Source organism: Thermococcus sp. JCM 11816, assembly GCF_055396515.1.
On sequence record NZ_AP043741.1, the window covers coordinates 1,175,787 to 1,199,046 of the forward strand.

Here is a 23,260-nt window from a genome sequence, read left to right on the forward strand (position 1 = left end):
AGGCGGTTTAAAATTCCAAGCTCTCCCCCATAAACAGCCGCTTCCGTTCCCCTAGAGGTACTAAAGGAGAAAGCCGAAAAATTTTTATGTGTTCTTGGTGGTTTAGTAATTGTCTTTAAATTCCTAGTGGTAGGAATGAAGAGGAGAGCGGCCCTTGTTCTGGTGGTGCTGATACTCCTTAGCGGAGTGCCGGGCACGACACTCGCAGGAACTCAAGAGGAGAAAGCAGGCACGATAAACCCCCTCTTCAAGAACCCCCTAAAAGAACTCTCCACCGCAGAAGACGGTGAGAGAGAAGCCCTAATAGCACTCATGGAAGCCCTCCTAAACGAAATCCTCAATGGGGACATAATCGTGTCAGACACCATGAGAATCAGAAACATCCACTGGAACGGCACCAGCCTCATCTTCCAAATATGGTGGTACGACAACAACCAGCCAATAGCAATGCAGACCTACAAGTGGGAAAACCCGGAGAGAGCCCTCGGAGCGCTGAGAAAAGCAAAAACCTGGGAAACCACCGAAGAGTCCCTTGCAAAAGCCTTCACCGTGGAGCCGCTGAGCACTTCCCGCGGCCTTCAGATAATCGACGTGGACTACCTCACAAACGACAATAACGGAGAGTACGTAGTCCTCTACAACGGCGGCTCATCAACGTTCACCGCCTCTGGATGGTACTTAATGGACAGCTACGCCTACAACAACGAGCGCTGCTGGGTAAACGAAACCCCCTCAATCCCCAAGAACCACTGCTACGACTCTTTTGGGAGAGACCACGTGCGCAAGTTCTCGGTAAGCCTCGGCCCGGGAGAGGTCAGGAGAATACTGGTTGCCAGTTCTTCCTCGTCCGCAATCCTGAACAATGCCGGGGACACGGTCTACCTGATCGATAACAAGGGGAACCTGGCGGACATTTACTCTTACACCGGAGCGCCCAAGGTAACGGTCAGGAGAATCTCCTACTCACCCAGTCCCCCAAGGAGGGCGATTACCTCCATGTCACAATAAACCTCGACAACAGTGGGCCGGTAAATGGAAAGGGGCACATCGAGCTTTACTTGGACGGCGTGCTTATCAAGAAATCCGCCGTCACGGTCTACGCTTATCACACGTGGGAGTATAAGATGTACAACGTGTGGCGCGCGACTCCCGGGAGCCACGTCCTCACGGCGAGGTTCGTCCCGGACTACGGGGGAAGCCCGTCCTCAAGCTCAACAACGCTCAAAGTTTCAGAGTCCAGGCCGTACATCTCCGGGGTTTCCCACACGATGCTCGTTGAAAAGCACCCGATTAGGTTCCACGTCAACGTCGTCAATCCCTCCGGCAACAGGAAGGACGTAATCCTCAAGCTCTTCGTTGATGGCGTGGAAATCAGCAGGCTCAACAGCTACGTTTACAAGAGGTGGAGCTTTGACCTTTAGTGGAAGAAGCCGGGCAGGGGCTTCCACGACGTCGAGATAAAGCTCTACAATGCCAACGGTACCGTGGTGTACTCCACGTGGGCGAGGAACATTTACGTAAGAGAGAACTCGCCCCCAGAAGTTGTGAGGGTTGATCTTCCACCTTTCCTGTACTCAAACGAGTGGAGCAACGGCACGATCGTCGTTAACGATGCGGAAGGCGACAGGGTGAACGTGAGTGTGGAAGTCGTCGGGCGCTTCAGCTTTAGGAGGACTGGCCTGTACCCGGGATACCCGCACAGGTTCCCCCTCGCTCCGATCTACAACCACACTAACTGTCGCGAGAACGTGACCATTCGCTTTACGCCCGTTGATGAGTATGGGAAAGTGGGGGAGACCGTGACGAAAGTCGTGCCGGTTCTCACGGACAGCGACAAGGATGGTTGGTGCAATGCCTTAGAGAGGGAGTACGGGACGAATCCCTACAGTAATGATACGGATGGTGATGGGGTGATTGACTCCAAGGACGTTGATCCGTTGAGGGACATGAAGGTTACAGTCTACATCCTAAGAGCGAGGGCATTGGACGATGTTGACAGTTCAATTGCTGGTCACAATCCAGCAGATATGAGTTTGGAGCTTACCGTAAATGGACAAACCAAAGCCCTTTTCCTCACTGATAATCAGGATGATTACGAGAAGAAAATAATTCCAACCACCAATCCACTCGTCAACGTCCAAAGCTACACGATTGCACTAACTACCTTTGATGTTCTGGATGACAAGGAAGTCGCCACCATACAGTTCCATCTCTACGACAGAGACGACAATGGGAAAAGAACCGAAATGGATGTTTCCCCTAGCAAAGGAACCGTTGCTGTAATACATTACAACCTTAAAACCGGAACGTGGAGCGGTGACGATTATCAGGGGGATGAAGAAAAATATTTCGGCTATGGTCACCTGAGCGGATGTGGGGACGGCTCCTGTAATGTCAGCCCAAAAGAGCCGGACAAAGACCTCAAGGTATACGTGAAATACGAAAGTATACTTGAAAAGGCTAAAATTAATGGTGAGATCATCGACATAAAAACGATTGAAGGCGTTAATGACGTTACGGTGAAAGATGGAACTACAGCATTCTCAATAGTGAAACCGAAAAATCTGAAAGTTGCTCGGGTTCGGCTGGAGAATGGAACGGTGATCAACGTCACCCTCGTGAACACCTACGGGACTGATGTGACTTCACCGGGAAACGAGGTCGTCGCGACGACAAGCTCCTCTAGTCCCGCTGAGATTCTGAGCAATGGGAGCATGAGCAACGACGTAAAGACACTTAAAGGTGATGTCAAAGTTGTGACTTCTTCAGGAGAAATGCCCCTGAAGTCAGACCTTGTCGTTTCTTACTCCTCAGCTGACGACACTCCTGACGGCGAAATCTGGTTCGTCATAACCACCAACGACGCAGACGGGATACCCTTCTACCGTGAAATCGAGCTGAACAAAGAGCTTGAGGCAAATGGATTTACCGAGCGCTTTGATCCCAGTGACAGAAAAGCCGACGACATGAACGGGGACTACGACGGTGATGGCGTTCCGAACAGTGTTGAACTGTTCATTGGAAAAGATCCTGCGAAGAGGGACATTCTCGGGATTAGCCTCACTGTCTCCACAGAGTGGGCTTTGAGTGAGGAAGACAAGAGAAATTTGGTTTACAGTATTAGAAAGGCGAGCGACTTCGTTTACGACTACACTGACGGGTACGCGATGATAACCAGCGTGCAGATATGGGACGATAAGAGACAGTGGGATGATGCGGACGTGAGAGTACATAAGACTAAGTGGGTAATCCCTCAAACAAGAACTGAACTTTTGTACAAGGGATGGCCAAAAGCATCTATCGGAGGATATTGGATAAAAAGGTTCTCTAATGCAACTGAGAGTCAGAAACACGAGTTCCATATAATGATGTCCAAGAAGATAATCTCAGCGGCTTCTGCATTCTCAGACCAAAACATTGTAATCTCTATTGGAGATGTGGACTGGGGAAAAACATTAGGGCACGAATTGGGACACTACGTATTTTGGCTTTATGATGAGTATCTTGATGTAAAAGGCAGAAATTACTATAGTATCAAAGATTATAAAATGAATGCTCTCAAAATGTGGTTCGGAGAAGTACCACCCCATTCTGTCATGAACGTGCAGTTTAGATATAGCGAACTAAGTTGGCCACAAGACTACGCTCGGTTTAATTCGACATTAACAGAAATGTTCAAAAATTCAGTAGAGGAACATGTGACAGAGCAATGGAAAGTATCTAGAAGTTGCTGGGAAGCATTTGCAAAGTTTATCAGAGAAGAATGGTATATCACAATTCAGCCGGACAATCTTTTAGTCCATAAACCTAGTATAATCCCAGACATGCCTTTCAGTTCTATGTATGTCCCTGTAACTGGGCCTTACACAGGCGTCGGCTACTTCATGGAGGTGACTTGGAAATGAAAGGAAGATTCCTCAGAGTTCTAGCGTTTATAGCAATCCTTCTCCTTTCACTTTTAGCTTTAACCTATAACTACAGGAAAGATGCCTGTTTTAGTTCACCATCCTGCATGCTTAACCGCATGGACGCGGAGAGGGGCTTGGTAGTAGTATATCACAAAGAAGGGGAATGGAGGGTCATAACTTATGAAAACGGTGCCCTTTCAGAGATAACTGCAACTTTGAAAAGAAACCTCATCGTGAAGAGGATAAATGTTGAAAAAAGACAGGTAAAAACAGGGCTCAACTACAGTCAGGTTTCTTTCTCAATAGACGACATTCCTGCCCACCAAGACGAAACGGCAATGATTATAAAAATCGACGGGAAAGTCAGAGTCCTCAAAGGGGAGGAAATAAAGAAAATCCTTAACCAAACTTGGAACTTCAGGGACATTCTTAAAAAGTTCAACGGCGTTAGGTTCATCTTTGTGGACAGGGCAAAGGAGCCTTCTATAGACGGCAATCCGCTCGTTGGGGGTTACCTCGTGATGCCCTCACCCTCAAAGTGCACGTACTCAACATGGGTTGTAGCCTTTGAAAATCGGGGAAATGATACACTTTTGGCATTATATCCAACATGGAACGTGTCAGGAAGAGTGGGAAACCTCAGTGGTCCAACGATCAACGTGACGAAAATCCCGGAGAACCTCACAATTCCCTGCAGTGGCCAGGAAATTCTCATAAACGCCTCTGAAATTATTATAAATCCTTTCCCAACGAAATTGCTTGATGAATCCAACTTAAGGTGCCCAGTGGTGGAAAAAACTACAATTTACTTCAATGGAACTACAAAAACTCTCCACTACACGAAAAAATGCGTCGTGTCTGGAGGATAATAAGTACTTCAAGAGATGAAACTAAGATACACACATGAGTCGGCTACTTCATGGAGGTGACCTATGGATGAAGGGAAAGTTGCTTGCCCTTGCTTTTTTGATTTTTCTCTTCCTCTTTGGCTACTTTTATCTCCCAAGTGAGAGCATGAGCAACCTCTATCATCGGATTCCAGCTCAAGTTAGGGAAAACTCGCAGCTTGTTGCCGCTTACTATTACTCCCAAACTGGTTTTGATGGTTTTAGAGAGTACCAGTTCGCTTTGTACGATCCAGAAAACAAGACTATTAGCATTTACACTTTTAAGACTTACAAATTCTTGAAGATCTGGCCGAGGATGAAGAAAAGCAAAATCACTTGCAAAACACCATTCAATTACTCCACCCTCTCAACGAACCCAGAAAAGCTGAAAGACTTCAAAAACTGCAACAACTGCAGACAACTCCTCTACAGGGATAGGGTTTACAGGAATGGAGAAATTGAGAGCATTTACCCTTCAATGCAGGATATTGTTAACAACCAAGAGAAAAATAATAGTAAATACATTGAACTTGCTGTTATCAAAAGTTCCGAGTTGTCAATAGGATCCTTAGAGTTATCTTCGGGGGATACAATTAGATATTCAGATCCGTTTGAGTACGCAGACCTTCTGTACCTTCCCGGTATGATGGAAGATCCAATGAAGGGGATTATTCTCGAAATTCTACCGATAGATAATCAAAGCGCAAGGAGAAAGGTCATATATCCCGGAGGGGTCATCTTTACGGACAACATTAAATTCAAAGTTTTGACAAACGAAACATGGACTCTCAGGGAAGTTCCATGGGAGCAGGTGTTTGAAAAAATTGAACCTGAGAGATTCAAGCAGACAATAAAAGGAAGCCTGAGATTTACAATCTCGATCTTCAAATACGACGGAAAACTAGAGGTATTCTCAGACTGGATTAACACTGAAAACAATTTCCACGCATACTGGAGAATTTATCCATCCAATAGCATTCAGAAAATCTACTTTGATAGAATATTAGGATACCACTGCGGCTAACTGGGGTGATCTGGGGATGAAGAGGGCATTAGCTACTGGAGTCCTGCTCCTTCTCTTTTCTTTTTTCGCGTACAATGCCTACACTTACCACGAGCTCTCAACGGCGGAAGGAGCGTACAAACTCGCAGGAATTCCAAAAGGGGAAGGGTTGATAGCAGTTTATCACGAGGACACTCTCTGGCAGTTCGCGACTTACAACGAGGAGACTAATGTGCTCAAGCTCTACACTGTTAGCCAATCCTCTCAATTCTGGCTAAAAAAGAAAAAGGTAGAGAGTGCAAGAGCTTTCGTGAATTACTCTCCGGTAATACTAGACCTAGGTGCTCTAAAGGATTATAAGTCCCACGAGAAGGCACTCCTCTTCAAAACCCTCGGATGGAAGTACGATGATGAGATTAACGGTTCTTACTGGTGGAATCTCAGTGAGGTTATAAAGCCGAATGAAACGTTTTACCAGATTTACGCGCTTGGAACGAGCAAGGCAATATGGATAAGGTCAAAAGAAGTATGTGAAAAGCGGAGTCTTTTCGCTCACGATTATCTTTGCTATGGGAGCATCGGAATGAACGGCGTACTAGTCTTTCCCTCCTACAAGGACACAAAACTCCTTTGAGTAAAGGAAAAGCCTGTAGATCAGTATAATTCTGAGGTACTCGCATACTATCCAGGGATTACCTTAAAAGGGAGTGGAGAAAGTCCTGAGTGGAGTGCCTCTGCTTACAAGCAAACAGATGGTCAGATTATCCGTGAAGTACTCGAGAAGATTGAAAAAGGGCCAGGAATCGTGCAGATCATGGTGACTTCAGAAGGTTATGCCTCCGGCAAGTATTTCGGCAGTCAGTACTGCCAGGTTAAAGCCTTCTGGGATGAAAACAATACTGAGATCCATGATTGGGGATGCATGCCAGAGAGCAGGTTGAGGTTAGTAGATTGGGGGTAAAGTTAAATGAGGGGAAAGTTGCTCGTCCTCGCTTTTTTGGTTTTTCTCTTCTTTAGCTATTTTTATCTCCCAAGTGAGAGCATGGACAATCTCTATCAAAAGATTCCGGAGCAAGTTAGGGGAAACTCGCAACTTCTTACCGCTTATTATTCCTCTCAAACTGGTTTTAACGGGTTCAGAAAGTACCAGTTCGCTTTTTACAATCCAGAAAACAAGACCCTCAGTATTTACACTTTCAAGGTTTACAAGTTTCTGAAGATCTGGCCGAGAATGAAGAGAAGCAAGATAACCTGCAAGACTCCCTTTAATTATTCAGTCCTCGCAACAAGTCCAGAAAAGCTGAAGGACTTCAAAAACTGCGATAATTGCAGGGAACTCCTCTACAAGGGCAAAATTTACAGGAACGGGGAGATTGAGAGCATCTACCTATCGATTGAAAAAGTCCCCAAGAAGAGCACTACCTACGTTAACTTTGTACTCGTCAAGGACAGCGAAATATCAGCAGGCAAAATAACGGGAAGAGTGGGAGATCACGGGATTCTACGAGGCCCCCTTAGGATACAGAGGTTTGCTTCGCCTGCCTTCACCCATGAGCGTTCCTGAGAGGAATGTAATACTGGAGTTCATAAGCTGGAGAGAACGGCACGATTAGGGCGGTCACTCATTACCCGGGCAATGTTACAGTCTCAACAACGGCGAAAGTAAAAGCCCCGAGCAACAAAACGTGGACGCTGGAAGAAGTCCCGTTGGAAGATATTGTTCAAAAACTGAAGTCTGGGGAGCTCGTGAGTAATATCAAGGGTCCCTTCGCTTTGAGTTCTCAATCACGAGAGAGGGAGAGAGTTGAAGCGTGGACAGCCCGGGTGAATCCCAGGAAAGGCGTCGAGGGAGTTTGGAGGATATACCCCCTGGGAAAGATCAAGCCCGAAAGGTTCAGGAAATTAGACGGGTAAGTGTGCACTTGGTATGGGAGCTACCTAACTGGAGGAATCCACAGATAGAAACAAAGATGCACTGTAAGAGGGGATGGAAGCAAAGTACATATACGATAACCGCAGAGACATCATGGGTGATACGCATGGGAGTCGAGGAAAACCCCAAACTTCCAAAGTCAGTTCAAAGACATCTTGAGCCGGATGAGAGGGTTCTGTTCGCCATAAAGAAGAAGATAAGCATCGAAAAGCCAAAGTGGCTCCTCGTTACCGACAGGAGGATAATATACCTCGACGAGAAAGTTCTCGGAAGGTACGACTTCAAGGCCATCCCATACCAGAAGCTTGAGCAGGTCGTGGTCAAGCTCGGTATAATGAGCTCGGAATTTATCATAGAGGGAGAGGAGAACATAACGCTCAAGCTTGGCTGGATGGACAAGGAGGAAGCTAGAAAGGCGATAAACGCCATAAAGGATGCCCTCAACGCCATAGCCGTAGAACCCGTCTCAATAGACGTCAACAAAGGGCTGACCAGCGAGACGTGGGTTCTGAAGAAGCCGAGGGAATTCGTAACGAGGACTATGCCAGCTTACCAGCCAGCCCAGGTTCGGGAAGAGAAAGAAGACCCACTCGAAAAGCTGAAGAAGCTCAAGGAGCTCTACGACATGGGCGTGATAAGCCAGGAGGAGTACGAAGAAAAGAGAAAGAAGCTGTTGGAAGAGATTTGACTTCACCCTTTTCGTTTCCATACTACTGCAATCAAGGCCACTATCATAACTACTGAGAGAGCATAGAGAGCAACATCTTTCTGGCCAGCTTTTTGCCCCTCTGAAACCCCGGGCGGTTTCTCAGTAAGGGTAACGGTTCTGTTCCCAACGCCGTAGAGGGTTAAGTTCAGCGGCCTTAAAGCGCCCCAGGCTTTTCCCTCGTAGAGCCTGACTGAGAACGGCACGCCTTCTGGTAGTGGAGCAACCGTGAAGTAGTAGCCCATTGACGACTTCAAGAGCGGCCTCGGTTCCCCAAGCTCTGGAAGGTCGCCGCTAAGCCACAGCGTCCCAGAGACCTCCCCCACGAGGCTGGCGTTGAGGGCTATGAGCGCGGGAACGTCGTTTCCTGAGTAGTAGCGGAGAGGCCTCGGGAGACTTCTCCCTCCGTCTGAAACGACCGTAACGTTCACCCAGGCCGCCGAGGTCTCCAGCCTGGGGACTTCAACGACTATCTTCCCGTCTTCCCAGGAAAGAACCTTTGCTTCCCTACCGCCGATTATGACCCTGCCCCCTTCTCCAAATCCCGCACCACCGATGATTATCTCCTGACCCGGTTGAGCAGCGTAAGGAGTTATTGAGCCGATAAGTGGCTTTTTCTGTTCCCCCTCGATGTGAAAGACGTAGACACTGTCCCTTGGGAGATAAACAGAAGCCTTCCCGCCCGACACAACCATTTCTCCACCGTAGAGGGCGTCGCGGTACGTGCCGTCGGGCCAGTCTACGGAGAAAGTCAGGTTGACCGCAGGCCCCTTGTTCATGACCACGAGAAGGCTGTGGTTTCCAAAGGTTCTTCCGAAGGCCCAGGTCTCGTAGGATGCGGTTAGGGTTCTGAAGTCGCCGAAGGCAATGGCGTCGTTGGTCTTTCTAAGCCGAGCAAGGGTGCGGATTATTCTGGAAGCTTCGGTGGTGTTGTCGAAGACCATCATCGGCCTGTTGTAGGGATCGCCCTTTCCGTCCTTGCTAACGAGGTAGCTCTCGTCGCCGTAGTAGATTACAGGAATCCCCGGCAGAGTTAGGGTTAATGCAAGAGCCATGTGGAAGCGCTGGATTTCGTCTTTTCTATCGCCAGCGTTTAAGAAGCGGACGAGGTCGTGGCTGTCGAGAAAGTTCACAGCCTTTGTTGGATAGACGAAGTGGGAGTAATAATCTCCAAGCTCCTCGGAGAGCTTGTCGAGGCCGCCGAAGAAGGCGAAGGTCCTCACAATGTCCTCTCTGATTGGAATACTAAGAACTGGGGAGACGTTCGAGTAGCGGTAGAACTCGTAGAGGTCATCGCCCTTCTGGAGAGAGGGAGTGAAGTACTCGCCGTAGATGAAGAGCGGCCCCTTGGAGTAGAGGCGGAGGTAGAAGGTTTCAAGCCAGCCGAGCTCCATGTGCTTGACGGCGTCTATTCTGAGGCCGCAGGCGCCTGAGTCAACGAAGAGCATAGCCCCCTCGGTGAGGTATGAGTCAACCCACGGGTTGAGCTGGTTGAAATCGGCGAGGCCATAGAGGTTTGCGTACTTAAGCGGTATCCCGCTCCAGGTGTAGATGTTGCCGTTGTGGTGGTAGACGTTCTCACGGATTCCGGTAATCGGGTTCACTTCAGCGTTCTTCGTGTCCTTGAAGTAGTCCGTCAGGAAGGTGCCGTTGTCGTAGAGGGCACCATATTCGCCGTCGTTCACCGGGTTCGAGTGGTTGGGTACGTAGTCAACGATTATGCAGATTCCCCGCTTTTCGGCCTCCTTAACGAGCCGCCTGAAGTCCTCCCAGCCCCCAAAGTGCTCCTCTATTCTCTTGTAGTCCCTCGTCCAGTAGCCGTGATAGGGAGCGCTCCCGTAGGCGAGGGAGTTGATGTTGTCGTTGAGCGGCGAGACCCATATTATTGAGACTCCAAGGCTCTTGATGTAGTCGAGCTTCTCAATGAGGCCCTCTAAATCTCCACCCCAGTAGAGGCGGTAGTTGGAGTGAGTCGGGTCGTAGAACGGTTCGTTGTTTGAGGTGTTGCCGTCGTAAAATCGATCCACCATGACCTGGTATATTATCCCCCGCTCGGGAATTTCCCAAGCAGAGACGATGGGAGTCAGGAGTAGAATTATCAGCACTACCGAGACCAGTCTCCCCATTGTATCACCAGAAGTGATAAGAGAGGGCAGTTAAAAGCTTTGGGCTAAAGGGAAGAGATTTCATCGAGGGTAAACGAGATTCCTTTCCCCATAATATTCAGGTTTGCAGACTTTGAAACGTAAAGCACGAATTCTTCACCCTCAAAGGACCAGTTCATCACCGTGCTTGCAATCTCCTCTAGGAGAGGCAGAAGCTCGGGGTAAGACATCTCAACCACGTCCCGGTTAATGAAGTAAAAGGCTATTCTCCTCTTGTCGCCCTCAAACGTTGCTATGTTCTTGATTAGCCTAAGAGCTCCCCTCCTTTCGAGAGCCAGGAAGAGCTTGTGAACTCCGAGAACTGGGTTTAGAACGACGTCATTGAAGGACGCCTTCTCAACTATCCTGCCGTAGTAGCTTATATCCAGAGAATACCTGTCAACGTCAACCTCGCCGAGGACGTTGCCGCAGTTTCTTTCCCCACCGCCTATTTTAATAACGGGCACATCGTTGAACCCGGAAACGTCAAAACCCATGAACTCAAGTTTGGTGAGAGTCTCGCAGAGAGTATCCGCAACGTCGTCAATGAGCACCGGTCGGTTTTCCCTGTTCAGGTATATGAGGTAGAACAGCACTTCGGGCATTGAAACCGTGTCGTACTCAATCATCACTGTCTCGCCGGGGTAAAAGGCAGACAAGAACTCACGGAGATTTAGCACTGACACGTCAACCACCTGTGGTTACTTAACGAGGAAATATAAAAAAGTATCGAAACTCGGAAGATTGTTCAAATAATTAAACAATCTTTGCGTGAACCTTAACCCTCGGAGCCATAAATGAGGAGATTCTTTTAATGGCCTTTCCAGGCTCGGCCGTCTTTAGGAGATCAAAGACGTTGCCCACGAGCATGTTGTCTTTGAAGGGAACGAGCTCTCCATCTCTGACAACGTAGCCGAGACCAACTGGAAGTGAAAAGTCACCGCTGACCGGATTGGCGGTGTGCTCACCGAAGACGTTCTTTATGATTATCCCTTCAAAGTCCTCCAGGCCTTCTTTCCCAGGTTCGACCACGAGGTTACTCGATCCTATTGATGGAACAGTCCTGAAGCTTCTAACTGCGTTTCCAGTACTCTTAAGTCCGAGCAGGGAGGCGTAAGTATGGTCGAGGAGAAAGCCCTTTAGAATACCGTTCTCAATCAGTGTGGTTCTCTGCCCCGGAGTGCCCTCGCCGTCGAAGGGGTAGCTTCCCGGAAGGCCTTCGAGCGTTGAATCATCCAGGAGGGTAAAGTCCTCTGAAGCTACCCGATCTCCGAAGCTGGAAAACCTGCTCCTACCGTAGTAAACCTCATCACCGTAGAAGTTCTCAAGGAGGACTTCCACAATGGACATGACGGCCTCTGGCTCCAGCACTACTTCTCCCTCGTAGGGTTCAAGCCTCTTCGCCCCGGCGCTTAGCTCTGCATCCTCCTTCGCTTTCATTATGGCCTCTTCAAGGGCTTCTATGCCCTGGAGGGAGCGGTAGTCCTGGTAGAACGAGCCATTTCCTGGAGTGTCCTCCCTGACCGCGTAGGCAGAGACCCCCATGTACGTTGAAGAGGCTTCAAGCTCAACTCCGTTGGAGTTCACGACACCATACCTCTCAAAGGCCAGGGAGATCGAGCCCGAAAGGGTCTCTTTTTCCTTCAGCTCCCTCATTTTCTCAGCGTACTGGAGCGCGAGAGCGTGGGCATCCTCAAAGGGTATTTCTTCGATCTTTCTGTCGTATATTCCCTTGACCTTGGGAACTTTAGATGGAACTGGGAAACCCCTGAAAGGAACCTCACTGACCTTGGCCAGCTTTATCGTCCGCTCCACGAACTTTTCAAGCTCTGAACGAGAGTGGTGGATGCCAGTTATATAAGAGAAGCCGAGCTTTCCGTTCAGTCCAACCCTTAGGCCGATGCCGGAGTAGAACTTCCTCTGAGAGCGGTCGAGGGTCTCACGCTCTATCCTGAAGGAACCGCTCCTCCCGCTCTCCCAGTAGATTTCCCATTCAACGTCCTTCGAGTTCAAGATTCCAGCGAGGCTCTCAATGACATCGATCATTTCAATCCCCCCACGAGGGCCTTCGTGAGTATGTGTGGGCCACCATCATCAACGGGAACCGACTGCCCCTTGCCGCAGTATCCAGGGTACTCAATCCTGACGTCCTTTCCAATGGCGCGGATGCTCTTGAGAACGTCAAGGATTTTTCCCGAGAGGGCAACGTCGCGCACCATCTCCCTAAGCTCGCCGTTCTCGATTATGTAGCCTTCCCTCGCACCGAAGGTAAAGGTTCCGTTGGCGGTATCAACCTGTCCACCCTTGTCCCCTATCATGTACAGTCCGTATTTGACCTCCTCAAGCATTTCCTCGAACGACCAGTCGCCAGCTTCGACGTATGTGTTGCCCATCCTTACGAGGGGCTGGTGGGCATAGCTCTGCGCCCTCCCGTGGCCGTTCGGCTCAAGGCCGAAGTACTGGGCCGTCTCGCGGTCGTTGAGGTAGTTCACCAGAACGCCGTCGCGGATAATCTCAACCCTCTTGGCCCTTATTCCCTCGTCGTCGTAGATGTAGGAGCCGAACTTGCCCGGGAGCGTTGGGTCATCAACGACTGTAAGCCCATCAACCGCTATCTTCTGTCCGAGTTTTCCGGCCAAAATGCTGTCCCCGTTCTTCACGAGGTCTGCCTCGACTGCGTGTCCAAGCGCCTCATGGATGAAGAGGCCCGTAAGCTCCGGGTCGGCTATCACTGGGAACTCGCCCGACGGGGGAGAACTGGCTTTTAACAGCGCCCTCGCTTTTTCAACTACCAGGGAAGTCCAGTGAGAAATGTCAATTCCCTCAACCATTTCCCAGCCCAGCGTTCCCCCGAAGCTCTTCCAGTACTGCTGCATCTCCCCGTTCTCCTTCGCAGTTACGGAAAACCCGAAGCGTATCCTGGGAACAACCGTCCTTATCTCGCTCCCTAGGGAGTTGAAATAGAAGGTTTCCACAACAGTATCGCGGTAAGAGACGTTCCTGTTCACTATTTTTTCGCCAGCCAGCATGGAATCGGTCTCCTTCACAAGGGCAACCTTTTCTTCAATGTTTATATCGGAGAAGGGTCTTTTCACGGGCATCTCGGCGTCATCAACAACGGGATCGCCAGTGTATATATTTGACTCTCCCCTGGAGAGCTTGGCTATTTTCATGGCTGTTTCTATCGCTTTCTCAAACCTTTCAAAGTCGTTTGCGCTTGAAAATCCCCACGCGCCGTTGAAGGCCCTCGCGCCTATTCCCGTCTCGGAGTTACTGGAAAGCCCCCTGAGCTGACCGTTGCTCATGGACACCTCGGTCATGACCACCCTTGAAATCCTGATTTCATAATAATCAATACCGTGCTTTCTCGCCAGCTCTTCCGCAGACCTGATGAGTCTCTCAACTTCCATCTCGTCTCACCTAGAAGCAGTCCGGAGCTGGGTTTATATCATTTTGCCAGCCTAAAAACCGAAGAGCTTATACGGTTAAAAACTACCAAGGTTCTGGTGGTGATTATGAAACGAGCGTTATCAATCCTGCTGGCAGTGTTCCTCATAGCGTCGTTCTTAACCCCAGTGAAGGCGCAGTGTCCCTCAGAGGGAACCACAGTTGTCCTGAAGGCGCCGGCAGTCTCAAAAACCCCGGATGGACGGCTCGTCGGTGTCGCAACGGACTTCGTGATAACCGTCGCTCCTGGTAGCGGGCACGTTTACGTCGAGACTTGGCCTCTCTCAGAGGTTGACATGCAGGCAAGCGCGAGGCTGGCGGCCCAAATAGCTGGAAAGGTGACTGGCAAGGACATGAGCAAGTACGACGTCTTCATACAGGTCAAAACGGACACTCCGATCATAGGCGGGCCATCGGCAGGAGGAACAATGACAGTGGGTATAATCGCCGCCCTCATGGGTTGGAAGGTAAACCCAAAGGTGATGATGACTGGAATGATAAACCCCGACGGGACGATAGGTCCCGTCGGAGGAATCCTTGAGAAGGCTTCAGCGGCCGCTTCGGTTGGAGCGGAGCTTTTCCTCATCCCAAAGGGCCAGAGGATTCAGGTCATCCAGGAGACACAGCAGAAAACCATAGGTGGAATAGTGCAGGTTGTACAGACAAAGAGCGAAAAGGTTGATGTAGTCGAATACGCAAAGGAGCGCTGGGGTCTCGAGGTCAAGGAGGTAAGCGACATATACGAGGCCGTCTACTACTTCACCGGCCACGCGCTCCCGAAGCCGAAGGCACCGGCCAACGTCTTCATAGACACCTCCTTCCTCAAGGACGATGCCGTTAAGGACTATCAGAACACCACCGCTTACTACGAGAGCGTCAGGGAGAAGCTCAAAAAGAGCAACGTTGACTACACGGCATATACAGTCCTCAAAGAGGCCCTGGACCAGGCTAAGGTCATACTCGACGGCGCTAAAGAAGCCTTGGACTCTGGAATGTATTACACGGCCCTCAGCAAGAACTTTCAGGCGAGAATAGTCCTGAGGCACGTCGACTGGTACATCAGCGTTGAGAGCCCGGAGGACGTTGCGAACCTCCTGACTAGTGTGAACTCTTACATAAACCAGACCGAAAGCCTCGTCTCGTCCAAGGAAATAAGGGGAATGACGATGCTCCAGGCGGTTGCCGCCGCAGAGGAGAGGGTAGAGGACGCCAAAGCAAGCCTACAAGAGGGGTGGAAGTACTACTACAGCGCCGACTACTGGGATGCCATTGACAGAGCCGCCTATGCCTACGAGAGAGCGCAGACTGCGCGCTTCTGGGCAGGACTGGGCGAGAGGTTTGCAAAGGGTGATGTTATAGATAGGGAAGAGCTCAAAGACACGGCCAGGAACTACATAGACGAGTCAAGCCTTATAGTGACCTACATTGAGTCCATGTATGGGAACGTCATAGGAACTGATCTAATGGACACGATTCAAAAGGCGGAGCAGTACTACGGGGACGGAAAGTACTCAGCGGCAATCTTCACCGCCATGGAAGCGAGGGTTCGCGGGGAGGTGTTCCTAGACACCCTCGGCATAGACAACGAGACCATTCTGAGGGAGAAGCTACAAGAGATGAAAGAGGCCGCGAAGACCGCCATAGGGGTAGCGCAGATGAACGGACTACATCCGCTCCTCTCCATAGCCTACTACGAGTTCGCAGAGAGCTACGAGAAGGGCAACACAACCGATGACCTAGTCAACGCTATGATATTCTATCAGTACGCAAGGGAGAGCGCCGGCGTGTTCCTGATAAAGGTGAACGAGAGCACACCAAACGTTCCAAGCAACGAAACTGCCATACCAACCCTGCCAACCAATACAAACACAAACGGGGAAACCACTTCCACGCCGAGCGCAACCTCAACAAGTACCACAAGCTCAGGGATACAATCGGTCTGCGGTCCAGCTTTCATTCTCGCCCTCGCACTTCTCCCGCTCCTGAGGAGGCGTGGGTGAGCGGGAGGTCTTTCACACCTTTTCTTTTCAAAAGCTCGACTTCCCATTCTGCAAGGCTCGGGCAGACGGTACATCCGAGCCTGTAGAAGCCCTCGTAGTAGAGCGGATGGAGATCAAAGCCCCTCATGAGGATGAACAGCTGAACCATCATTCCGCTCCAGAACTTTATTGGCATAACCTCAAGGATTTGGCCAAAGTCAGTTTTTCTCTCGACTACAGGTGGCTTTAGGCGCCTCCTGGCACTCTCTCCATCGCGGTCACCGACGACTAAAAGTGGGTTCTCAAACTCGCTGACGGCATTGTACAATGCCTCGACCTTCATCTTGGTGCACCAGCGGTTTCTATGAGTCGGCATACCGAACTTCTCTATGGGCATCGGGACGTCCACCCTGATGAGGTTGACGCCCAGCTTTCCTGCGAGCTTCTCGATGTATTCCTCCGTCTCTGGCATCTCGTACTCCATCCTGACGTAGACAGCATTAACTTCATTGAACGTTTCCTTTGCCAGTATAAGGGCCGCCGTTGAGTCCTTCCCCCCGCTCCAGGGGACAACTATATCATACCCTTTGAATCTCCTCAGAAACTCTTTGCTCGCGTTTGCAAAGGCCTCGATGTAGTCTCTGTTGGCGGCCATCAGATCCTCAAGCGAAACGTCCTCCGTGCAGGGACACCTCCAGAGAACCTCGGTCGGAAAGCCGAGCTTCTTGCTAACCTCTGCAACTTTATTCGGACCCGAGAAGTAAACCTCCTGGTTCATCAACTTCCTGAGAACAAGAGAGTTCTCGCCGAGATCAACGTCAAGGAGGGACTTCATGGCCTTTCTAAAACCGTCGCCAACGGCCAGATAGATGTCGTAGTCGGGGTGTACTTCTACCCCAAAGGGATTTTCAGGATTGAGGGAGTAAGCGTTCTTCCACTCGATTCCGAGCCTGAAGCGGGCCTTTATCTCCTCAAGGTTGGCGTACAGCTCATCAACGCGCATGTTGCGGACCTTCTTGGTTCTCAAAAGCCTTGCGTAGAACGGCCTTTCGCTCTCCTTCACAACCTCAAGGATGTCCTCCATGAGGGCCTTCTCTTTCTCACCGAATAGGAATATAGGGATATAGGGTTCTCCAAGAACCTCGTTAAGACCATCCTCTATTTCCTCAAAGCTCCTCCCACCGCCGAGGCTTTTAACTTCGAGAAAGCCGCCATAGTTACGCTCGTTTATGTACTGGAGAGCCTTCGCGTCCTTTCTAGCTCTTGCGACTATTGTGAACATGGTCGAGTTTAAAAGGGGAGAACTTAAAAGGCTTTGGCCGATGAGGAGAACTCCCTGCCCCGACCGGTGAGGAGACCGGCTTATCTGAGGCCAGCCAAAGCCCTTAGGAAGCGCAGATAGATTCCCTTGACCCTCCTGACGGAAGATACACTGACCCACTCGTCGGCGGAGTGCCAGTTGCCGCCTATTGGGCCGAAGACGAGCGTCGGTCTGCCCAGGTAAGTTCCGAAGTAGTTGAAGTCCCCAACGCTTGCCCCGTAGGTAATCTCAACTTCTTTCCCTTCAACTTCCCTGTAAGTTTCCTTGAACCACCTGACGAACCTGTTGTTCTCCTTCACAACGTAGGGGAGCATCTCAGGAGTTGGGCGCCTGTATTTTTCTATCTTAAGATTGGCCCTTACACCAACTCTTTCTGCGAGCCTGTAGAGTTCTCCTCTAACCTTCTCCCAGTCCTCACCAACGACCACGTGCCTGTCAATTATCGCAATTGCCTCGTCTGGCACGCTCAATCCATCGGCCGAGCCAGAGAAGTAGAGGGTGCAGTACGAGCCCTTTCCGAGCTTCGGGTGCTTCTTCATCCGTATCCTGTTGAGGTTGGAGACGAGCTTGGCAAGCTCTTCAATGGCATTGATACCGAGGTAAGGTCTAGCCGCGTGGGCCTTCTTTCCCTCTGTCCTTACCTCAATCACGAACCTGCCCCTGGCGCCGAGCATGAGTTTCTCGTTCGTTGGTTCTCCAACGAGAACGATGTCGGCTTTGTCGAGTCTGCCGCTCTTTATAAGCTCCCAACTCCCCCTCGAAAAGCCCTCCTCATCGCTGACAGCGGTGAAGATGACGTTGGGCCTCTCATTTTTTGGAAACCCCGAAAGCTCAAGGAAGGCACTTAGGAGCGCTGCCAGCCCACCTTTCATGTCGGCACTCCCGAGTCCGTAGAACCTATCACCATCAAGCTCGCCCCACGGGTTCCGTGTCCATCCCTGAGATAGATGCACCGTGTCCATGTGCCCGTTTAAAACAACTGTCGGGCCTTTACCTTTGAGGTAAGCGACCACATCATCGCCAAAGCCTTCAACGGGAACTGTCTCCACAGGTATGCCGTTCTCTTCGAGGAGTGAAGCTATGAACTCCGAAATCTCGTGCTCCTCTCCAAAGGGGGACTTTATTGAGACGAGACGTTTTAACAGTTCAAACTCATCCATACGACCACCAAAGAGAATTTGAGTTAAGGCTTAAGTACTTTTCAGGGAGCTTTTGGAAAAAGCTTGACCAAAGAAACTTTGCAAAGCAAAGTTTCATCAAAGTTTGTGGTTCTTGTTTAAAGGGTTGTTTTGAGAGGATTTCCTTTAGAATTGCATTCTCGTCGTGAATTCCAGCTTCTTAAAGGCAGGCTTGTTATCTGTGAGTTTGTTTTTAATCGATGCCAGTAGGATACCAATGTGAGAAAACTCCTTTTGACAGACTGAAACTTTAGGGCATTCGCTCTTTGATGAAACTTTTCGCCAGCAAGCTTTTAGAAAAAGCTTGACCAAAAGGTTTCCCTTCCCCTCAATCTCGCCTGTTAGGGGTGTATGCTCTTATAGAAGGCAAACTCGCGCGGGTTTAATTCCAAATCTTCCCGCTAATTGTGATTTCGAACTTTATTTTTAGCGCTCTTCGAGCGCTATACTGTGAGGAAATCCTGTAAATCTGGCAACTCGATAAGTAAACCCACTCAAAAACTAGCTCATTAAAAAAGCATACTACTCTTCCGCCATCCGTCAAGGACGCTTGAACGACAGTGAAAGCGGCGCTGAAGCTTTTAGAAAAAGCTTCACCAAAAGTTTGAATGTCTTCGTGAAATTGGCTGAGAAGGTAGATTCTCCTAGTGCACGAGCAGAGCAATGCGGGTTTTCTTCTTTTTTAACGCCCTTCGGGCGTTATACTACGAATAAACCCCTTGAAAACTGCTAATTAATAGTGAGAATCACTGGAAAGCAGGACACTCAAAAAGGACATTCACTCTTTGATGAAACTTTGCTCTGCAAAGTTTCTATGGTGGGGGCGCGGGGATTTGAACCCCGGTCCGCGGGTTTCTCCGGGTCAGAGCTCCAAAGGCTCATCCCCAATCAGTAAACCCGCAAGTCCTCATACCTCTGGAGCCCGCGATGATGGACCAGGCTACACCACGCCCCCGTCCGGGAGTAGCTTATCCGCTTGGGGTTTATAAATTTTGTCCCGACAGTTTTATTAACTTTGGATTACAAAAATATAGTGAGGTGGTACCCATGGAGGAGCCAGTAGTTATCGGCCACGACAAGTTCAAGATTGGGGAGGACGAAACCGCAAAGAGGGAGCTGAGAGTCGTTAAAGTTCACGACGACGTTATCCAGATTCAGGAAGAAGTTCACGGCATAATTGCCCTAGTCGGGGCCAGCTCAAGCGTCAACATCAAGAAGGATGAGCTCAAACAGCTGATAAAGATCGCAAAGGAAAAGTTCGGCTGGAGCGACCTCTGCGAGTGAATTTCTCCTTTTATAGACATTTTGATGTACAACATTCCGCTTCTACCACCTTCGAATTTAGAGTTTTCTGAGTATCATCGACAGTGATATTAACGTTTTATAAGCATAAAAGAGGTTAAAAACACCGGTGGTTGCCATGGCTGTTGGAGATAAGATCACCATCAGCGTTATCAAAGCGGATATAGGCGGCTGGCCTGGACACTCAAGGGTTCACCCGCAGCTCGTTGAGACAGCCGAGGATGTTCTTTCAAAAGCAGTCGAAGATGGCACTATAATAGACTTTTACGTTGCAACCTGCGGCGATGATTTACAGCTCATCATGACCCACAAGAGGGGCGTTGACAGTCCAGACATACATGGCCTTGCATGGAAGGCCTTCGAAGAGGCCACCAAGGTCGCAAAGGAACTCGGTCTCTACGGAGCTGGCCAGGATCTCCTCAAGGATGCCTTCAGCGGCAACGTCCGCGGAATGGGACCAGGAGTTGCCGAGATGGAAATAACCCTCAGGAAGAGCGAGCCTGTAGTTACATTCCACATGGACAAGACAGAGCCCGGAGCCTTCAACCTCCCGATATTCAGGATGTTCGCAGACCCGTTCAACACCGCGGGCCTCGTCATCGACCCGAAGATGCACATGGGCTTCCGCTTTGAGGTCTGGGACATCCTCGAGCACAAGAGGGTCATTCTTAACACTCCAGAAGAGCTCTACGACCTTCTGGCCCTCATAGGTGCCAAGAGCCGCTACGTCATCAAGAGGGTCTATCCGAAGCCTGGGCACCCAATCCCTGAGAACGAGCCCGTTGCCGTTGTCAGCACCGAGAAGCTATACGAAGTAGCCGGAGAGTACGTCGGAAAGGACGACCCAGTTGCCATCGTCAGAGCCCAGAGCGGTCTACCCGCCCTCGGTGAGGTCCTCGAGCCCTTCGCATTCCCGCACCTCGTCAGCGGCTGGATGAGGGGTTCTCACAACGGCCCACTAATGCCGGTTCCGATGCACCAGGCCAACCCGACCAGGTTCGATGGTCCGCCGAGGGTTGTCGCTCTCGGCTGGCAGATAAGCCCAGAAGGAAAGCTAGTCGGCCCAGTTGACCTCTTTGACGACCCTGCCTTCGACTATGCCCGCCAGAAGGCCCTTGAGATAACCGAATACATGCGCAGGCACGGACCCTTCGAGCCGCACAGGCTCCCGCTAGAGGAGATGGAGTACACTACCCTTCCGGGAGTTCTCAAGAGGCTCACCGACAGGTTCGAGCCTATCGAGTGATTTCCAGCCCTTTTCTGTTCATTTTACCCCTGTACCGTTTTATCCACCAAGGTTTTTATATTTCACCACCCTATAGTCTAAGCTGGAGCGGAAACCTTAAATATTCTTCAAGTTGATTTCAACACTCGGAGTGATACAAAGGTGGTGGGAGCATGAAGTTCACGGTGCTTCATCTGAAGCTCGATGAGAAGAAGGTGGAAAGCGAGGAGTTCGAAAAAGAGGGAGTTTACGGCATCATAGACTACGGCCTCGAACTCCATGAGAGGCTTGGAACTCACTCAATTGAACCGTATGATCCGAAGAACGTTGTCGTAATGGGAATGGGGCCGTTCTCGGGTTCAATACTGCCCGGTGCCCACAGGCTTATGTTCTTCTTCCGCTCGCCGCTCTACGGGACGCTCTTCCCGTCGGCGATGGGCGGTGCCGCCTACGCCTTCAAGAACGTCGGCGTTGACTTCGTCACATTTGAAGGGAAGGCTGAGAAGCCGGTTGTTGTCATCCTCTACAACGACGGCTCGAACATCAACGTCGAGCTCCACGAGATAGAGCTCGAAAAGCTGATCGAGATCTGGAAGGACTATAAGGGCGAGGAGGGCGTCTACGCGCTCACCCAGTACCTCATAGACACCTTCGGCGAGAGGTTCGACTTCGAGTACCGCATCGCCGTCGTGGGTCCTGCAGCCCTCAACTCCAACTACGGTGCTATCTTCTCCCAGACCCTAAGGAAGGGCAAGCGCGTTGAGGGAAGCGAGGACTGGGCGGCAAGGGGCGGCTCTGGAAGCGTCCTCCTCAGGGCCCACAACGTCGTCGGGGTAATCTTCGGTGGAAAGCCGAGGAAGAGGGCCTTCCCGGGCGAGGACATCTCGTCATTCAGAACCGCCAAGGAGATCGTTGAGGGCGTCCACAAGAAGCCCTACAACGACGTCATAGCTGAGAAGACCGTCAAGTACAAGTACAACCCCAAGCTCAAGACAGGAGGAACTTTCGGTGGGAACTACCCGGCGGAGGGCGACTTCGTCCCGATTCTCAACTGGCAGATGCCCTACATCCCGAAAGAAGAGAGGATCAAAATCCACGAGGCTATAATGAAGTACTACTGGGAGCCCTTCAACAAGGAGGCGATAGAGACCAAGAACTGGACGAACTGCGGTGAGCCGTGCCCGGTCGTGTGCAAGAAGTACGCCAACGGCCACCACATCGAGTACGAACCCAGGGAGGCCAACGGCCCGCTCAGCGGCGTTATAACCCTCAGAGCGAGCGACATAAGCGTTCCGGCCGTTGATGCGATGGGCTTCGACGCCATAGAGTTCGGCGGAACAGCTGCATGGGTTCTCGAGCTCGTCCACCGCGGAATACTCAAGCCTGAGGAAGTCGGCCTCAGCGATGTCCCAGACTTCACGAAGGAGGCCCTCCTTGAGAGGCCCGTCGAGGCCAGCGAGAAGAACGCCAAGCTCGTTGCCGAACTTGCACACAGGGTAGCCTTCGCCGAGAACGAGATAGCCAAGATACTCGGCCTCGGGAAGAGAAAAGCAAGCGTAATCCTCGACGAGAAGTTCAAGGACAGGCTAAAGTATGGCGAGAGCTTCAAGGACTACGCTGTGTTTACCCCCCTCGGCGAGGACGGAGAGATGACGCCGACGATGTACTGGGCCATCGGAAACTACATCCCGCTCCCGATTCAGGGGAGGTACTGGACGTTCTACCAGTTCGGAGTCTTCCTAGAGCCCGAGGAGCTTGCCCAGAAGATTATCGCCAGCGCCCTCTGGGAGTTCTGGTACGACAACGTCGGCTGGTGCCGCTTCCACCGCGGCTGGATGAAGCCGGTCCTCAAGGCCCTCTTCATGGAGGCCTACGGCGAGAACGTCGACATGGAGGAGCACGCTAAGAAGCAGATAAAGCGCCTTATAGAGTTCGCGAGAAAGGCCGGCTACACGCCGGTGTTCTGGGACAGCATGCGCGTCATTGATTTAGTTGCCAGGGGAAGTGAGGAGTTCGGCAACGAAAAATGGGCCGAGAAGTTCAGGATCGACAAGGTCGGAACGGCCAGGGAGTACCTTGAGAAGGTTCTCGATGCCTACAGCGAGATGCTTGGGGTCGAGTGGAGGCTTTGAGCGAGCTTTTATTTTTCATATATTGTGGACAGAAAAGATTATGATTGTCAGTTCTTTATTCCATTAAGCATGTTTGAACCTAAGGTAAAGGGAAA

19 protein-coding genes and 1 tRNA gene are annotated in these 23,260 nt (G+C 50.6%); 13 read left to right on the plus strand and 7 right to left on the minus strand.

All coding sequences use genetic code 11. The features are described from left to right. Positions 1 to 135: 135 nt before the first annotated feature. From ACZ5TN_RS06675 to ACZ5TN_RS06715, 9 genes are all read left to right on the plus strand, one after another. Positions 136 to 1,008, plus strand: coding sequence for a lamin tail domain-containing protein (locus ACZ5TN_RS06675; protein ID WP_464917551.1), 873 nt, complete (start codon positions 136 to 138; stop codon positions 1,006 to 1,008). A 50-nt stretch (positions 1,009 to 1,058) separates the two neighbouring features. After that, positions 1,059 to 1,421 (plus strand): hypothetical protein, encoded by a 363-nt coding sequence (locus ACZ5TN_RS06680; RefSeq protein ID WP_464916304.1) that lies wholly within the window; start codon positions 1,059 to 1,061, stop codon positions 1,419 to 1,421. Between the two features lie 66 nt (positions 1,422 to 1,487). Further along, the gene (locus tag ACZ5TN_RS06685) at positions 1,488 to 3,905 is read left to right on the plus strand and encodes a hypothetical protein (protein ID WP_464916305.1); all 2,418 of its coding nucleotides are present in this window, start codon (positions 1,488 to 1,490) and stop codon (positions 3,903 to 3,905) included. After that, positions 3,902 to 4,777: a hypothetical protein gene (locus tag ACZ5TN_RS06690; RefSeq protein ID WP_011251127.1), complete on the plus strand. Its 876-nt coding sequence runs from the start codon at positions 3,902 to 3,904 to the stop codon at positions 4,775 to 4,777. The genes ACZ5TN_RS06685 and ACZ5TN_RS06690 overlap by 4 nt, the downstream gene beginning before the upstream one ends. Positions 4,778 to 4,844: 67 nt before the next feature. After that, positions 4,845 to 5,819 carry a hypothetical protein gene (locus ACZ5TN_RS06695; RefSeq protein ID WP_011251126.1) on the plus strand — a complete coding sequence of 325 codons (975 nt, stop codon included), beginning with the start codon at positions 4,845 to 4,847 and terminating at the stop codon, positions 5,817 to 5,819. Positions 5,820 to 5,835: 16 nt separating this feature from the next. After that, the gene (locus tag ACZ5TN_RS06700; RefSeq protein WP_011251125.1) at positions 5,836 to 6,432 is read left to right on the plus strand and encodes a hypothetical protein; all 597 of its coding nucleotides are present in this window, start codon (positions 5,836 to 5,838) and stop codon (positions 6,430 to 6,432) included. A gap of 597 nt (positions 6,433 to 7,029) precedes the next feature. Next, the gene (locus ACZ5TN_RS06705) at positions 7,030 to 7,362 is read left to right on the plus strand and encodes a hypothetical protein (protein ID WP_232500582.1); all 333 of its coding nucleotides are present in this window, start codon (positions 7,030 to 7,032) and stop codon (positions 7,360 to 7,362) included. Between the two features lie 143 nt (positions 7,363 to 7,505). Continuing rightward, a complete protein-coding gene (locus ACZ5TN_RS06710; RefSeq protein ID WP_232500581.1) occupies positions 7,506 to 7,712 on the plus strand; it encodes a hypothetical protein in 207 nt (68 codons plus the stop codon). Between the two features lie 125 nt (positions 7,713 to 7,837). Beyond that, on the plus strand, positions 7,838 to 8,419 hold the full coding sequence (locus ACZ5TN_RS06715; protein ID WP_011251123.1) for a PH domain-containing protein: 582 nt from the start codon (positions 7,838 to 7,840) through the stop codon (positions 8,417 to 8,419). 2 nt (positions 8,420 to 8,421) lie between these two features. Here the strand turns inward: ACZ5TN_RS06715 and ACZ5TN_RS06720 are convergent, their stop codons facing one another. From ACZ5TN_RS06720 to ACZ5TN_RS06735, 4 genes are all read right to left on the minus strand, one after another. Further along, positions 8,422 to 10,563, minus strand: coding sequence for an alpha-amylase family glycosyl hydrolase (locus ACZ5TN_RS06720; RefSeq protein ID WP_464916306.1), 2,142 nt, complete (start codon positions 10,561 to 10,563; stop codon positions 8,422 to 8,424). A gap of 44 nt (positions 10,564 to 10,607) precedes the next feature. Further along, positions 10,608 to 11,276: a DUF257 domain-containing protein gene (locus ACZ5TN_RS06725; protein WP_464916307.1), complete on the minus strand. Its 669-nt coding sequence runs from the start codon at positions 11,274 to 11,276 to the stop codon at positions 10,608 to 10,610. Between the two features lie 61 nt (positions 11,277 to 11,337). Next, positions 11,338 to 12,627 (minus strand): TldD/PmbA family protein, encoded by a 1,290-nt coding sequence (locus ACZ5TN_RS06730; protein ID WP_464916308.1) that lies wholly within the window; start codon positions 12,625 to 12,627, stop codon positions 11,338 to 11,340. Beyond that, a complete protein-coding gene (locus tag ACZ5TN_RS06735) occupies positions 12,624 to 13,991 on the minus strand; it encodes a TldD/PmbA family protein (protein ID WP_464916309.1) in 1,368 nt (455 codons plus the stop codon). Before ACZ5TN_RS06735 ends, ACZ5TN_RS06730 begins: the two co-directional genes overlap by 4 nt. A gap of 105 nt (positions 13,992 to 14,096) precedes the next feature. Between ACZ5TN_RS06735 and ACZ5TN_RS06740 the strand changes: the two genes are divergently transcribed. Then, a complete protein-coding gene (locus tag ACZ5TN_RS06740; RefSeq protein ID WP_464917552.1) occupies positions 14,097 to 16,028 on the plus strand; it encodes a S16 family serine protease in 1,932 nt (643 codons plus the stop codon). On the opposite strand, the gene ACZ5TN_RS06745 is transcribed toward ACZ5TN_RS06740, so the two are convergent. The 3 genes from ACZ5TN_RS06745 to ACZ5TN_RS06755 all read right to left on the minus strand — a co-directional run bounded on the left by ACZ5TN_RS06745 (position 15,982) and on the right by ACZ5TN_RS06755 (position 19,461). Then, complete coding sequence (locus ACZ5TN_RS06745) at positions 15,982 to 17,289, minus strand: phosphoadenosine phosphosulfate reductase domain-containing protein (RefSeq protein WP_464916310.1); 1,308 nt, start codon at positions 17,287 to 17,289, stop codon at positions 15,982 to 15,984. The genes ACZ5TN_RS06740 and ACZ5TN_RS06745 overlap by 47 nt on opposite strands. 80 nt (positions 17,290 to 17,369) lie before the next feature. Beyond that, positions 17,370 to 18,488 carry a M20 family metallopeptidase gene (locus ACZ5TN_RS06750; RefSeq protein WP_464916311.1) on the minus strand — a complete coding sequence of 373 codons (1,119 nt, stop codon included), beginning with the start codon at positions 18,486 to 18,488 and terminating at the stop codon, positions 17,370 to 17,372. A gap of 833 nt (positions 18,489 to 19,321) precedes the next feature. Beyond that, positions 19,322 to 19,461: transfer RNA gene (locus ACZ5TN_RS06755), tRNA-Trp, on the minus strand. Positions 19,462 to 19,553: 92 nt separating this feature from the next. On the opposite strand from ACZ5TN_RS06755, the gene ACZ5TN_RS06760 reads away from it, so the two are divergent. The 3 genes from ACZ5TN_RS06760 to gor all read left to right on the plus strand — a co-directional run bounded on the left by ACZ5TN_RS06760 (position 19,554) and on the right by gor (position 23,165). Next, a complete protein-coding gene (locus tag ACZ5TN_RS06760; RefSeq protein WP_011251115.1) occupies positions 19,554 to 19,790 on the plus strand; it encodes a hypothetical protein in 237 nt (78 codons plus the stop codon). Between the two features lie 136 nt (positions 19,791 to 19,926). Next, positions 19,927 to 21,054, plus strand: a complete 1,128-nt coding sequence (gene fbp / locus ACZ5TN_RS06765; RefSeq protein WP_464917553.1) for a fructose-1,6-bisphosphate aldolase/phosphatase — start codon at positions 19,927 to 19,929, stop codon at positions 21,052 to 21,054. 152 nt (positions 21,055 to 21,206) lie between these two features. Then, entirely contained in the window at positions 21,207 to 23,165 is a 1,959-nt protein-coding gene (gor, locus tag ACZ5TN_RS06770; RefSeq protein ID WP_464916312.1) for a glyceraldehyde-3-phosphate:ferredoxin oxidoreductase, read from the plus strand. Positions 23,166 to 23,260 lie beyond the last annotated feature (95 nt).